This is a genomic window from Lacibacter cauensis, from assembly GCF_007830055.1.
Lineage (GTDB): Bacteria > Bacteroidota > Bacteroidia > Chitinophagales > Chitinophagaceae > Lacibacter > Lacibacter cauensis.
Map to the genome: position 1 here is coordinate 121658 of NZ_VLLE01000002.1, position 14210 is coordinate 135867.

General features: G+C 42.4%; 13 protein-coding genes. 7 read left to right on the forward strand and 6 right to left on the reverse strand.

The annotated features are described in order from the left end of the window. Positions 1-70 precede the first annotated feature (70 nt). Entirely contained in the window at positions 71-751 is a 681-nt protein-coding gene (locus IQ13_RS00550; protein ID WP_144883460.1) for a GNAT family N-acetyltransferase, read from the forward strand. A 64-nt stretch (positions 752-815) separates the two neighbouring features. Here the strand turns inward: IQ13_RS00550 and IQ13_RS00555 are convergent, their stop codons facing one another. Continuing rightward, on the reverse strand, positions 816-1679 hold the full coding sequence (locus IQ13_RS00555; protein WP_144883462.1) for a lytic transglycosylase domain-containing protein: 864 nt from the start codon (positions 1677-1679) through the stop codon (positions 816-818). A gap of 480 nt (positions 1680-2159) precedes the next feature. Between IQ13_RS00555 and IQ13_RS00560 the strand changes: the two genes are divergently transcribed. Next, positions 2160-3230, forward strand: a complete 1071-nt coding sequence (locus IQ13_RS00560; protein WP_158637269.1) for an SGNH/GDSL hydrolase family protein — start codon at positions 2160-2162, stop codon at positions 3228-3230. Positions 3231-3282: 52 nt separating this feature from the next. After that, complete coding sequence (locus IQ13_RS00565; RefSeq protein ID WP_144883465.1) at positions 3283-3771, forward strand: DinB family protein; 489 nt, start codon at positions 3283-3285, stop codon at positions 3769-3771. 48 nt (positions 3772-3819) lie between these two features. Here IQ13_RS00565 and yiaA read toward each other — a convergent pair whose 3' ends face one another. From yiaA to IQ13_RS00580, 3 genes are all read right to left on the reverse strand, one after another. Beyond that, on the reverse strand, positions 3820-4245 hold the full coding sequence (gene yiaA / locus IQ13_RS00570) for an inner membrane protein YiaA (RefSeq protein WP_144883467.1): 426 nt from the start codon (positions 4243-4245) through the stop codon (positions 3820-3822). Positions 4246-4328: 83 nt separating this feature from the next. Next, positions 4329-4895, reverse strand: a complete 567-nt coding sequence (locus IQ13_RS00575) for a Crp/Fnr family transcriptional regulator (protein WP_199758137.1) — start codon at positions 4893-4895, stop codon at positions 4329-4331. A gap of 16 nt (positions 4896-4911) precedes the next feature. Further along, positions 4912-6219 carry a M20 metallopeptidase family protein gene (locus tag IQ13_RS00580; RefSeq protein ID WP_158637270.1) on the reverse strand — a complete coding sequence of 436 codons (1308 nt, stop codon included), beginning with the start codon at positions 6217-6219 and terminating at the stop codon, positions 4912-4914. A 145-nt stretch (positions 6220-6364) separates the two neighbouring features. On the opposite strand from IQ13_RS00580, the gene IQ13_RS00585 reads away from it, so the two are divergent. Together IQ13_RS00585 and IQ13_RS00590 are read left to right on the forward strand one after the other, a co-directional pair. Continuing rightward, entirely contained in the window at positions 6365-7150 is a 786-nt protein-coding gene (locus IQ13_RS00585) for an NIPSNAP family protein (protein ID WP_144883471.1), read from the forward strand. A 127-nt stretch (positions 7151-7277) separates the two neighbouring features. Beyond that, entirely contained in the window at positions 7278-8390 is a 1113-nt protein-coding gene (locus IQ13_RS00590) for a DUF2911 domain-containing protein (RefSeq protein WP_158637271.1), read from the forward strand. Positions 8391-8701: 311 nt separating this feature from the next. Here IQ13_RS00590 and IQ13_RS00595 read toward each other — a convergent pair whose 3' ends face one another. Then, positions 8702-9928, reverse strand: a complete 1227-nt coding sequence (locus IQ13_RS00595; protein WP_144883475.1) for a PQQ-dependent sugar dehydrogenase — start codon at positions 9926-9928, stop codon at positions 8702-8704. A gap of 128 nt (positions 9929-10056) precedes the next feature. On the opposite strand from IQ13_RS00595, the gene IQ13_RS00600 reads away from it, so the two are divergent. Both IQ13_RS00600 and IQ13_RS00605 read left to right on the forward strand, forming a co-directional pair. After that, the gene (locus IQ13_RS00600; RefSeq protein ID WP_199758138.1) at positions 10057-10764 is read left to right on the forward strand and encodes an SDR family oxidoreductase; all 708 of its coding nucleotides are present in this window, start codon (positions 10057-10059) and stop codon (positions 10762-10764) included. Between the two features lie 387 nt (positions 10765-11151). Continuing rightward, positions 11152-12387, forward strand: a complete 1236-nt coding sequence (locus IQ13_RS00605) for an MFS transporter (RefSeq protein WP_144883477.1) — start codon at positions 11152-11154, stop codon at positions 12385-12387. A gap of 339 nt (positions 12388-12726) precedes the next feature. Here the strand turns inward: IQ13_RS00605 and IQ13_RS00610 are convergent, their stop codons facing one another. Then, positions 12727-14028, reverse strand: coding sequence for a hypothetical protein (locus IQ13_RS00610; protein WP_144883479.1), 1302 nt, complete (start codon positions 14026-14028; stop codon positions 12727-12729). Between the last annotated feature and the right edge of the window lie 182 nt (positions 14029-14210).

Here is a 14210-nt window from a genome sequence, read left to right on the forward strand (position 1 = left end):
TTTGCCTTGGATATTATTTCTTGAACCTTGTACTTTGTCCTCGTGCCTTTATTCTTGTTACTTTTACAGCGTGAATGATCTCTTACAGAATCCCGTTTTCAATGCATTAACAACTGGCGATAAGCAGCTGAGTTTTGGTACAGCTCATGTTAAGTATTTTGATGCAGAAGTGTCGCCGTATGCAGGTTTTCCGGAGGATTATGAACAGGGATTTGCTGAACTGCATGATCTGTTGCCAGAGGGGCGCAGAATATTATTCGCACGGCCAACACCTGTTGCAATACCAGAGGGCTGGCAACTGCAGCACGAAATAAAAGGATTGCAGTTTGTGTACGAAGGAGGCAAGAACATTACAGGTGATTTTTCTAACATCGTTCCTTTAACAGCCACACATGTAGATGAGATGATCGAATTGGTAAAGCTGACTAAGCCTGGCCCATTTGATAAACGCACGATTGAATTTGGTTCCTACCATGGCATTTTTCAAAATGGAAAATTAGTTGCTATGACCGGTCAGCGTTTGCATGTTGAACAGTATACAGAGATCAGTGCAGTTTGTACACATCCCGATCATTTAGGTAAGGGCTATGCTTCTGCTTTAATGCAGCACCAGCTGCAGATTATTGTAAACAGTAACCAAATACCTTATCTGCATGTACGTGCAGATAATGACAGAGCAATTGCTGTATACGAGCGATTGGGTTTTGTTGTTTCACGGCCCATGCATTTCTATTTTATGAAACGGTTGTAAAGCGGCAAAAAAAGAGCAACTGTTGTAACAGTTGCTCCCAGGAACAGATCGTTTCACAGGTTTATTATTTACGTAGTACCAGTTGGAATTCTCCTTCACGTATAGTAATCAATACCCAGTTTAATGTTGGTTGTGGTGATGCAGGTGCAGGTTGTTGTTCTTCGTTATTGTTATCAGCAGTATTATTTTTTTCTACAGCTGCCATGTAGTTGATGTGTTCATTTTTTGTCATGGTAACCACACTTCCTTTCTCTTCGTAATAAAAATGAACAGCAATAAAACGTTTTACATGCTCTCTCGATTCTTTTGGTAAGAAGTATTGCAGCTTCCAGAAATCACGACTGCCTGCTTTCTTAATTGCTTTATGTACATTACCTGTACCGCAGTTATATGCTGCAATAACGAGTAGCCAATCATCAAATTCATCATACAGGTCATTGAGATATCTTGCAGCTGCGGCCGTGCTTTTATAAATATTTCTGCGTTGATCTTCTTTTGCTGAAATTTTTAATCCCAACGTTCTTGCTGTCGCAGGCATCAATTGCCAGATACCGGCTGCTCCGGCATACGATGTCGCAGTGTTTTTCATTTTTGATTCAACAACGGTCATGTATACTAATTCAGCAGGTAATCCTTCTTTCTGCAAGAGTTTGCGAATGAGCTGAAAACTGCTGTTATTCTGCTCTTTTATTTTATCAAGCAGTTCATCGTGTTCATCAATATAAGCAGCTGTAAATTTTTTTGCAGATGCATGCATCGCAGTCAATACAGGCTGTTCGCTTGTTATACTGCCCAGCGAATCTGCAGGTACTATATATGCCGCCTGTTGCAACACAGGCTGTTGAACAGCAACTGTTGCTCCCGCATTTTGCAGCATGGCCAATGGCATACAGCATAAACCAAAACGTTTGAATGTTCTTGTTTTCATAACACTGTTTTTTCGTAAAGAGATACGGATAGGAAATGGATGTTCCTCAAAACAGTTTTTCAGAAAAGAATTGGAAAATGATCAAAAAAGCCAGGATTGATCGGGTTACGGCGCACTATTTTCAATAATCGTGCTAAAGTGAGAGTACAAAGCTAGAAGGCATTTCTTCGAAGAACGAATTTTTGCTCATGAAAAACTACGATGACACGCTAAACAGCTGAACTACAGCGGTATAAGTTTTCAACAGCAATTCTGTCAGGGAGATTTACGATGAAGATATTTTTTAAAAAAAATATTTCTGCTTTGCCCTTAATGCTTTGAAATGCTGGTTTTTGTGCTACTGAAGGCTGCGGTTTGTACGTGCTGGTCTGCAAAATTGGTTGCGGACAGTTATTCGTTTTTGGGTGTTTGAATTGCGTTATTTTGCCGTAATTCTGCAACTCAATGAAGCAATCGTTTAGAAAAAAGATATTATATAGTTTGTTTTTAGTTGTAACAACGCTTGTGTTGAGTGAACTGTTGTTGCGTGTATATAATCCGTTTCATTTTCGTGTAAAAGGAAATACGATTCAGTTACCTGTTAACCAGAAATATAAAATAACAACTGCTGAAAGCGATGGACTTGATGCTGTAATTACACACAGCAAAAATCAATTAGGTTTTCGTGGTCAGGATATGGGAAAAGATTTTGCAGATCGGTATTCCATTTTTGTAGTAGGGGGTAGTGCAACAGAATGTTTGTTGTTGAGTGATGGAGAAGACTGGCCGAATGTATTATTGAAGAAACTGCAGCCGGAGTTTCCTTCGTTATGGATGAATAATGCAGGTATTGATGGCGCCTCTTCGTACGGACATATTTTGTTACTGCAACAGCATCTCACACGGCTTAAGCCGAAGATGATCATTTTTTTGCTGGGCATTAATGATATTAACCGTGTTGACATGAATGGTTTCGATAATCTTACATCGATCAACAATGCTCCGTTTTTTGTACGGGCTGCAGAATACAGCGAATTATGGAGTACGGTTTTAAATCTGTACCGTTCAAAAAAAGCAAAAGATAAAAGTTTAACCCATAATAGTATTTCTGCAATCATTGATGGTAAAACAGCAATGAGTGATACGGATATGCATCAGCTGAAGTTTAAACTGCAAACAGCCGATGTACAATTAATGGCTGCTTATAAAAAGCGACTGTTGATGTTGATTGAACTCTGCCGGAAAAATCAAATCAATCCGGTGTTTGTAACACAACCCTGCATTGCCGGTAATACAATTGATAGCACAACAGGAAAGAACCTAGGTGATATACAGGTTACAGCCACGATGAATGGACATCAATTCTGGGAATTGTTACAGGCTTATAACCGTGTAACGATTGAAACTGCAAATGAGCAGTTGTGCTTTGTTATTGATGCCGCTACCACTTTCCCGAAAAGCAGGGATATGTATTACGACCTGATGCATTTTCGGAAAGAAGGAGCAAAAGCTTTTGCCGATACTGTGTATACTTATCTTCAACCTTATCTACAGCAACAGAAGATTAAATAATGTTGCTTGTTCTTGTTTTGTAGCTTCTTAACTTTAGTAAAATAAATTACAAATGGAAACAACTTCACAGGCAGCCTTACTCGTTAAAATGACGGTTGCAGCATGGGATACGCAGAATAATTATTTTACTAAACTCATTGATACATTAGGCAATGAACAGTTGCAAAAGGAAGTAGCACCCGGCAGAAATACCGGTGTATATCTTCTAGGTCATCTTGTTGCAGTAAGTGATGCCATGTTGCCTTTACTCGGCTGGGGCGATAAATTATATCCTGAACTGGAAGAAGTATTCATCAAAAATCCGGATAAAGCAACTGCTGTTAAACCATCTGTTGCTGAGTTAAAAGAAAAGCTGCATACGGTTAATGCAAAACTGTCTTCACATTTTCACACCGCAACTATTGATCAATGGCTCGACAGGCATATGGCAGTTTCGCAAGAAGATTTTGCAAAAGAACCACATCGCAACAGATTGAATGTACTCATCAGCAGAACCAATCATATGGCGAACCATATTGGTCAGCTCTTACTGTTAAAATAAATACAGTTTCATAAAAAAGAGCCGGGTGTAAAAGCCCGGCTCTTTGTATCAGATCAATTCATCTTTAGGTTTTGATTCGCCTGCTTTTGCATCTCTTGTATTCTTTTGTACCGCAATGGCCGCAAACAAACTCAATGTAAAACTCATGGCATAAAATCCTTTTTCACTTCGCAGTAATGTTGCATTCCATAAACCTACTGTTAACAGAACGATCGATGCGATGGTAGCAAACCATGCAAGACCATAATAGAGATTGGTCACCGGTATACCTTCCAGCTGATCACGCACTGCTTTCTGTACAGAAATAGCAGCGAATAAACCAAACAGCAGAACGGTGAAGTAATAGCCTTTTTCATTGAGCTCCATATCGGCATTAAACAGGCCAATGAGAAAAGCGGTGATGCCAACGAGTAATGCAAACCAGGATGCAGCGATAAATGCAGGAGAGGGAGCAAGATTTTGTTTTTGTTCCATGTTATGTGTTTTGATGTACTGCAAACCTATCTGTACAGCAAGAGATAATTTTTGACAAACATCAAAACTCCGAACAGTAATTGTTAAATACGGCTGCGGATGCGGCTGAGTGTTTCCTGGCTGATGCCGAGGTAAGAAGCAATTTGTCCTAATGAAACCCGCTCAAGAATATGCGGCGATTCGTTGAGCAGTTGTTCGTAACGTTCGGCAGCGGTTTTAAACTGTGCATTCACATAACGCTCTTCCAAGCGGATATAATATTTTTCGTAAGCTATTCGAACAATCCGTTCAATTTCCGGATTGCTGTTGAGCAATGCATTAAGTGTATCTTTTGAAATTGACCAGAGCACACTGCCTTCTATCAGCTGCAGATTTTCAACAGCAGGTTCCTGTGTTATAAAACTGTGGAAGGAAGTAACAAAATCGTTTTCGAAACCAAACCAGTGTGTGATCTCTTTTCCATCGAGATTATAATAACCTCGCAATGCACCTTTTTCCATAAAATACAAATGTCTGCAAACAGTACCTTCTGTTACCAGTAATTGATTTTTGGGATAAACAACCTGTTCGAAGCAGGTATGCAGCAGTTCTTCTGTTTCTTTACTGATGGTTGAAAATTGTTTGATCTGTTGCAGCAGTTGTTGCATCATACCGAAGCTGTTTTGATTAGTTGTTTACATTGGAGAACAAGGATGTTAAACAAGTAGCAATCAGTTGTACACCGCCTGCAATGGTTTCTTTATACGCCGGTGCAAAAAACGGTGAATGCAACGATGGTAATGTTGCTGCATTACTGTTGGGTGCTGCAGTGCCCAGCCATAACAGATATGCAGGTGTATCTTTAAAAAATCGTCCATACACACCAAAGTCTTCACCAATCATGACCGGTTGTACTTGTTGCACTGCAGCGGCTCCATGCTTTTGTGCAATTGTTGTACGCAGCTGATCGCCTAATGCAGGTGTGTTGTATACTGAAGGGATTGACATATCCAGTAAATCATATAACGGTAATTTATCGCTGGGCAAGCCTGCAGCAATAGCCAGGTTATCACCAATGGTTTTCAACCGTTGAAAAATAATGGCACGTGATGCTTCGCTGTACGAACGGATCGTTAAACGCAGTACTACTTTATCGGGAATAATATTGCCGGCACTGCCGCCTTGTATAGCACCTACGGTAATCACTGCCGGATCGTTCGGTGAAAGATTACGACTTACGATCGATTGAATGGCTGTTACATATTGCGCTGCCAGTAACACCGGATCAATAGCCTGATCGGGCACAGCACCATGACCGCCTTTGCCATAAATGGTAATGTTCATCATGTCAACAGCAGCCATCATATAACCGTTGCAAAAACCAACAGTGCCGGCAGGCAAACTTGCATGGTCGTGTACAGCTAACAGTTTATTCGGTTGAGGTAGTTGTTGAAAGTTGGTGGTGGTGATCATGCGCTTGGCACCTTGCCCCGTTTCTTCGGCCGATTGTGCAAGCAACACCAGTGTACCTTTCCATGTATTACGTTGCTCGGCCATTAATTTGGCAATGCCTAACCATACGCTCATGTGAATGTCATGGCCACAGGCATGCATCGCAGGTAACGATTCTTCACCACGCATTCTTGTAACAGTACTGGCAAAAGGTAAACCGGTTTGTTCCTTCAAGGGTAATCCATCCATATCTGTACGATAGTAAACAACAGGTCCATCACCATTTTTTAATACCGCTGCAAAACTGTAGTAACCCAACGAATCGGTGATGGTATAACCCCACTGTGTAACCGCTTGTTTCAGATAGGCTGCCGTTGTCGCTTCCATGGTACTTAATTCGGGATTGGCATGCAGGTGCTGATACCATTGGCTGTACAGCAAACTGTCTTTATTGGTTTGTTGCTGAAAAGGCTTTGCATGTTTCTGTGCAACTGTTGCAACAGCAATTAAGCATAAACTAAGAATAGCAGCAGTTTTTTTCATGTTGAAGACTACCCGTTCTGAATATGATGGGATGTTCACGAAGTTATTGTTATTTAAAATTCGGGCAATACTGGTTTTGTGTTTTCTGTTCTTAAAGCAGCACTGTTTTTCAGAAAGAAGTACCTTCATCCAAAATCATTGTCATATGAGAAAAAGTGTACATCTTCTTTTTTGTTTAGTGAGTTGTTTGCTGCTGGTGAGCAGCTTTGCACAGAAGCCCGCCAAACAATCGTTTTACCAGCTTACGGTGTATCATTACACAACCGCCGAACAGGAAAAGGTGTTGGATAATTATCTGCAAAATGCGTTACTACCTGCTTTGCACCGCCAACAATACAAAGATGTTGGTGTGTTTAAAGCCATTGCCAACGATACTGCAAAAGAGAAATTATTATATGTGCTGATTACTGCACCCGCTGTTGAACAGTTTACCGGCGTTGCTGCAAAGCTGGAAAAAGATGCAGCGTATCTACAGGCAGGAAAGGAATACCTGGATGCAGTGTATACCGCAGCTCCTTACAGCCGTATGGAAACGATCTTATTAAAAGCATTTCATTTGGCGCCATCGTTAATGAAACCAAATCTGCAGTCGGCCAAGAAAGAGCGTGTGTACGAATTACGCAGCTACGAAAGTGCAACTGAAAAGATCTTCCGTAACAAAGTGCATATGTTTAACGAAGGTGATGAGATCGGCTTATTCAAGCGTCTCAACTTCAACGCCATTTTTTACAGCGAAGTAATTGCCGGGAGCAAAATGCCCAACCTCATGTACATGACCAGCTTCGAAAATATGGACGAACGCAATGCACATTGGAAAGCCTTTAGTGCCGATGCACAATGGAAAAAGCTCTCCAGCGATCCGTTCTATCAAAAAAATGTATCGCACATTGATATTACGTTTTTACGTCCGGCCGATTACTCTGATTACTGATGATACAGACTGTAAAAAAGAAACAATAACATCTTCTCTGCTTTGCATGATAAACGGTAACCTGCGGTTACCGTTTGTTTTTATATGCGTAAGGAGAAGTTTACTTTTACGTTTAAATAACCTTATTATGAAACGAATAGCGATTCTCTTTTCAATGCTAATGGTTACCGGCTTCACTGCCGTTGCACAACGTTTGCATTTGCCCGATAACGGTGCTAATTACAAAAACAAGATCAGCCGCCGGTTGGCATTAACTGATATTGATATTACCTATAATTCGCCGGGAGTAAAAGGCCGTGAAGGAAAAATATGGAACACCGATATTGCACCGTTTGGCTTCACAGTATTGGGCTATGGTTCTATTGTTGAAAGTCCCTGGCGTGCCGGTGCCGATGAAAGCACCACGATTTCTTTTTCTACTGATGTAACCATTAACGGGATGCCGTTGAAAGCAGGCAAGTACGGTTTCTTTATTGCATTATATAACGACAGCTGTACACTCATCTTCAACAAAAACACCGAAGGCTGGGGCAGTTATTTTTACAACAAAGACCTTGATGTGTTGCGTGTTTCAACAAAACAACAAAAGGATCAGCAACAAAGTAAAGAGCGCCTGGAATATACCTTCAGCAAACAAACGGCACAATCGGTAGAAGTAGCAGTAGAGTGGGAGCGTTGGCGCATACCCTTTACCGTTACTGTAGATGTGGTAAAGACGACGTTGGCTTCTATTCAAACACAACTCAGCGGCGATTTGGGTTTTGAACCGGCTGCGTTGCAGGCGGGAGCACAATGGTGTTTGCAAAACAATGTCAACTACGAGCAGGCTTTGCATTGGATCAATACCGCAGTAGCACCCACATTAGGTGGTGTAAAAACATTTAGTGCTTTAAGTACCAAAGCCGGACTGTTAACTAAACTTGGCCGCACACAGGAAGCGGATGCCTTGATGAAAGAAGCAATGGAAAACGGTACTGCTGTTGAAATACATGGTTATGCAAGACAGTTACTGAATCAGAAGAAAATAAACGAAGCGATGGAAGTATTTCAGTTCAACTATAAAAAACACAAAGGCGCTTTCCCCACCAACGCCGGTTTAATGCGTGGCTATTCTGCCTTGGGTGATCTGAAGAATGCATTGAAATATGCAAAGCTGGCTCTGGCACAATCGCCTGACGAAGGCAACAGAAAAGCACTGGAAGCAGCAATTAAATCATTGGAAGAAGGAAAGGCGTTGTGATTGGAGTGAATGGTCAATGGTGAATGGTGAATGGTGAATGGTGAATGCGGGTAGCGGCACATCGTTTTATCATAGCAAAGAATGATGAGCTGTCAACATCTCTATCCCCTCCCTGGAGGGGCAGTAGGAAGTTAAACAGGCATACTAACTGAAAGGGGTGGGTTGTATTGATCGCAGAAAAGAAACTCTTCATACTAAAACGGGCGGCAAAAGGCCGCCCGTTTTAGTATGAACACTGAGCGAAGTCGAAGTGTGAGCGACTTGCTCTCCGTAGCTTTAACGAAGGAGAGAGTCGAAATGTCCGGTGTTGCTTATTGCTTACTGATGCGATACATATTGCCGTTATCCGTAACCGCATATAGCATACCATTGAAGTATGCCACATCACGGAAACGTTCCTGCTTATCGGCGAGTAAACGTTCTTCGCCAACAACTTTTTTATCCTTGATCACCAGGCGGCAAATATGCGAACCGCTCAATCCACCAATGAACAAATTGTTTTCCCATTCAGGAATGGCATTGCCTTTATAGAAAGTCATACCACTTGGTGAAAGAGTTGGATCCCAATAATAAATCGGTTGTTCCATGCCATCTTTTTGCTGAATGGCATCACCGATTTTTTGTCCGCTGTATTCGGTGCCGTAGGTAATAATGGGCCAGCCATAGTTCTTACCGGCTTTAATAATATTCAATTCATCGCCGCCACGTGGACCAAACTCACACTCCCACAAATCACCTGTTACCGGATGAATATCGAGACTCTGCACATTACGGTTGCCGTACGAATAAATTTCAGGCATTGCACCTGCTTTGCCAATAAACGGATTGCCCGGTGCAGGTTTTCCATCTTTCGTGATCTTGAAAATCTTTCCAAGACCCGATGCCAGATCCTGGGCCTGTTTACGACCTTCAAGAATCGAACGTTCGCCGGTACTTACAAACATGTTCCCGTCTTTATCAAACACAATACGTGAACCATAGTGTGCATTACTTTTCAACGCAGGTGTTGCACGGAAAATCACCACCGGATTATCAACCGTACCATTTGCTTCGTTGAGTACACCTTTCGCAACAGCCATCAAGTTCACGTCACCTGTCTTTTCAGAAAAGCTCCAGTAAATGATTTTGTTGCTGGTGAAATCAGGATCGGGTGCAACATCGAGCAAGCCACCTTGTCCGGATGCATCTACTGCAGGTAAGCCGGTAATTTTTTTAATGAGGGTTCCGTTGCCATCGAACAACTGCATAAAACCACTCTTATCGGTAACAAGAAAATTGCCGCCGGGAATAGGCACAATCGCCCACGGACGACCAATGGCAGTGGCCAGTTTATCTACTTTGTACGCAGTAGTTGTTTTAATGCCACCAATTCTTGTTTGACCCGGAAATGCAGGTTTGTAATCGGTACCTGCAGGCCTTGTTTCAACAGGGGGTAGGTTGGTTGTGTCGGTATACGGGTTGCTTGGTTTGTCTGCACAACTGCCGGAAGTTGCACTAAACAACAAAGCAGAAGTATACAAGAACAATTTCGGACTCATGGTTGATTTTTATTTTATCAGTAAATGTAAGAAATGCAAGTTAATGGCACTATTGCAGTGTGCAGCAAACAGTCTGCCGCTTTTATTCTGTAATTTTAATCCTGTACACTAACAATAAAACAAGAAATATGTTGAAAGGAAAAGTAGCTTATATAACTGGCGGCACAAAAGGTATTGGTTACGGCATAGCACAAGCCTTGCTCGATAAGGGGATGAAGGTGGCCATCACCGGCCGCTCGTTGCAGGCGGCAGAAAAAGCAGCTGCAACTTTGAAGGGCGATCGTGCAGCTATTCTGGCATTGGAATCGGATGTGAGTTCGCTGGCTGCAGAACAAAATGCCATTGCTGCAGTAGTGCAGCAGTTCGGACAAGTAGATGTTGTTATTGCCAATGCAGGCATCGGGCATTTTGCATCGATTGAAAATATTTCAGAAGCGCAGTGGAAAGAAACCATCGATACCAATCTTACCGGTGTATTTCATACTGTAAAAGCAGGTGTCGATCCGTTGAAACAAACAAAAGGTTACATCATCACCATTGCAAGCCTGGCAGGCGCCAACTTTTTCGAAAACGGTTCTGCCTACAATGCAAGCAAATTTGGTTTGGTTGGATTTACACAGGCTGTTATGCTCGATCTGCGTAAGTACGGCATTAAAGTAACGACCATTATGCCCGGTTCTGTGGCAACGCATTTCAACAATCATACACCCAACGATGCAGATGCATGGAAGATACAACCCGAAGATATCGGTGAGCTGGTGGTGGATATTTTGCAGTTGAACCCACGCACATTACCGAGTAAGATTGAAGTAAGACCGAGCATGCCTTCGAAGTAAAATTCGTTTGAACCACAAAGAAAAGAAGTTGAACCACGAAGGCACGAAGAGCAGAAAGTAACACGAAGAAAAGAAAGTAATACAAAGACGCTTCGGTTGTGGCTTTGTGTTACGAAGAAAGCTATCCCTCGTTGACGTCATTGCGAGCCCTTGTTATTTGGCGAAGCAATCTCCCGTTACGGAGAATAAATTGTATAGAGCAGATTGCTTCGGCACAGCCCCTTACACAAGCCCACACCCTCGCAATGACGCTTCGGTTGTAGCTTTGTGTTACGAAAAAAGCTTCCCCTCGTTTATGTTACTGAACAGGTTGGGATACCTGCGCCAGTAACACAGCAGCAGCAATCAACAGAATCCATTATCTTCCGTTGCCAAACAATTCACTGCATGCAACCAAAACAATACGGCATTCTGTCGCTCCCTGTTATTGTAGGAGCACTTGGTTTTTTTGTTGATATCTACGATTTACTTCTGTTCAATATTGTCCGTCGTTCCAGCTTTGCCGATCTCGGTGTTCCCGAATCATCCATGAAAGATATTGGTGAACACATCATCAGCTGGCAAATGCTGGGGCTTACAGTAGGGGGCATTTTGTGGGGCATCCTCGGCGATAAGAAAGGACGAAAGAGTGTATTGTTCGGTTCTATCCTGTTGTATTCTTTAGCAACTATTGCCAACGGCTTTGTACAAACAACCGATCAATATACCTGGCTGCGTTTTATTGCCGGTCTAGGACTTGCAGGCGAACTGGGTGCAAGCATTACACTCACCAGCGAATTGTTACCAAAAGAAAAACGTGGTATTGCTGCCGCCATTATTGCCACCAGTGGTGTAATGGGCACCATTACTGCTTACTTTATTCATGACTGGAGTGGAGGCGATTGGCGCTTGTGTTATTTTATCGGCGGCGGTATGGGACTTGCCTTGTTGTTTTTACGGATGGGTGTACTCGACAGCCGCATGTACGATAATGCAAAAGAGAAACACATTCAAATGGGGAACTTCCTTATGCTCATCAACAACCGTGAACGTTTCTTTCGTTACATGCGGGGTATTTTAATTGGTCTTCCTGTTTGGTACATCATTGGTGTCATCATCAGTTTTTCCGATGAGTTTGCCAAACAGTTTGGCATTGCCGGCTTCGATCAACCCAAAGCATTGATGCTGCAATATGTAGCATTGGCATTTGGCGATATGTTTGCAGGCATCATCAGTAACCTCATTAAAAGCCGCAAGAAAACATTGTATCTCTATTATGCTATTACTGCGTTGTTTCTCTTTTTGTTTTTTGCATTGAAGGGTGGAGGAAGTGCTACCAATATGTATCTGCTGTGTATGGGTTTGGGTTTTGGTTCAGGTATTTCGGTGTTATACATTACCATGAGTGCAGAAGCATTCGGTACCAACCTGCGTGCAACAGCGGCTATTTCTATTCCCAATTTAGTAAGGGGTTGTTTGCCGTTGCTCTTATTGTTGTTCCAGTTTCTGCGGAGCGAAAAAGTACTGGCCAATTATGTTACTGCTGCATGGGTAACCGGTGCATTGGTGATGCTGATTGGGATTATTGCAGTAACAAAAACCAAAGAAACCTTTGCGAAGGAACTGGATTTTGTGGAGTTGTAAGTTATGTTGAACCACGAAGAAAAAAAGATTTTGCCACGAAGACACGAAGAGCGCAAAGCAGCACGAAGAAAAAGAAAGAAATACAAATACACTTCGGTTGTTGACCTGACAGGTTAATACTTATAGTTCTATCAGTAAAACTAAATGCAACTGCATAAGCGGAATAAACCTGTCAGGTCGAAGTCTTCGAGCGCAAATCAAGACAACTATTTTTTTCGTGTTCATTCGTGCAATTCGTGGTTGTCATTTTGCTTTCATCTGTGTCCATTTGCGTTCATCCGTGGCTATTATTTAAACCACAAATAGTTTCGTGTCAATTCGTGCTTTTCGTGGCAAACCTCACTCACTCACCACCGCTCCGCTCAACTGGCAATTCGTAAATGTGGCTTTCCCTTTTATCAGCAACGGATCCTGCAAACCATAGTAACGCAGGATGCAATTACTGAAAACCACCTTCTCATTATTGCTGTTGAACAATACCTGCCGTCCCACTTTCGATGGATACATAAAATGAAACGTACTGTTGCTGATGCTCACCGGAATTTGTGTGCTAATGCTGCCGATGCTGCCCAAACTTTCTGCAAATAAATTACTGATGTTGGTGCTGTACCAACCCGCCTGCGAAATATCAAACAAACGAATACAGCGCCCGGCAATATTACCGCCATCAATCGTGTAATTGCCTGCCTGTGCTTTGCCGTACTTGCCTGCAACAAATAAGGTATGCACACTGCCCCAGCTGTAAATACCACGAATAACATTTCCTTTTTCCTGCGCCTGCCCCGTAGCAAAGCCAACCTTGGCATTACCGCAGCGGATGTTTTCGAACAACAGAATATCGGCATTAAAGGTTTTACCATTCGGACTAATGAGATAATCAATGCTGAAATTGCCCACGTTTACATCATGCACCTGTATACCTGTTGAACCACTTACATTTTTACTGCCGTCGTAATCAATTACCAGGCCGGCATAAAGCGGTGTGCATTTGCCGTTTACATCATTAAAGTTTTCAAACGGAATATTGTAATAGGTACGGTCATCGCCTTCGGGTGCTTTAAACATTCCGGTAATGGTGAGGTGATCAATTTCGCTTCCTTTGTTCAACTGCAGACCCAATGCAAAACCATCGGTAGCCGTGTACTGCAGAGTAGTGCCGGGGCCGCTGTCCCAAAAAGACGATTCACCATACAAATGAATACTGCAGTTACTGAAGTTGCCTTTATAAATGCTTTCTACCTTTAACGATTTGCTGTACGCATACACACCACGTGGAATAAATAAATTACGCAGCGTTCCATTGTTTAGAATGGTATTGATGCTTTTTTGCAAAGGCACATGATTGTCTTTAAAATGTCCGGCACCAAACCATCTTGCACTAAACACATTGGTATACGTTCCTTCGGGAAAAACGTTGAGTGCAGTGTCAAAAATCCACTGTGTGTACGCCGCATCAATAATGCCTCCCCTGATGGTACCATTGCCACTGATTTTTCCTTTACTGCCGAATTTAAGAATGCTGCCTTTCGGAATGTTCCAGGTGTTGGTAATGGTGGTGTCTTTGTTGATGATGATATCCTGTGCGTTTACAAACAGGGTGCAGAGAAGTATACACGTAACGGAGAGCAAGGTTTGTTTCATACTTTGGTGGTTGTTTCATGTAAGGATGAATGAGACGGCGTAAAAGTAAGGAAGGGAATGTTAAAAGCAGAAAAGCACAAGGAAGGACTACCTGATACACAAGGAAGGGCTACTTGATACATAAGGAAGGGCTTCCTGATACATAGGGAAGGGCTTCATGATACATAAGGAAGGGCTTCATG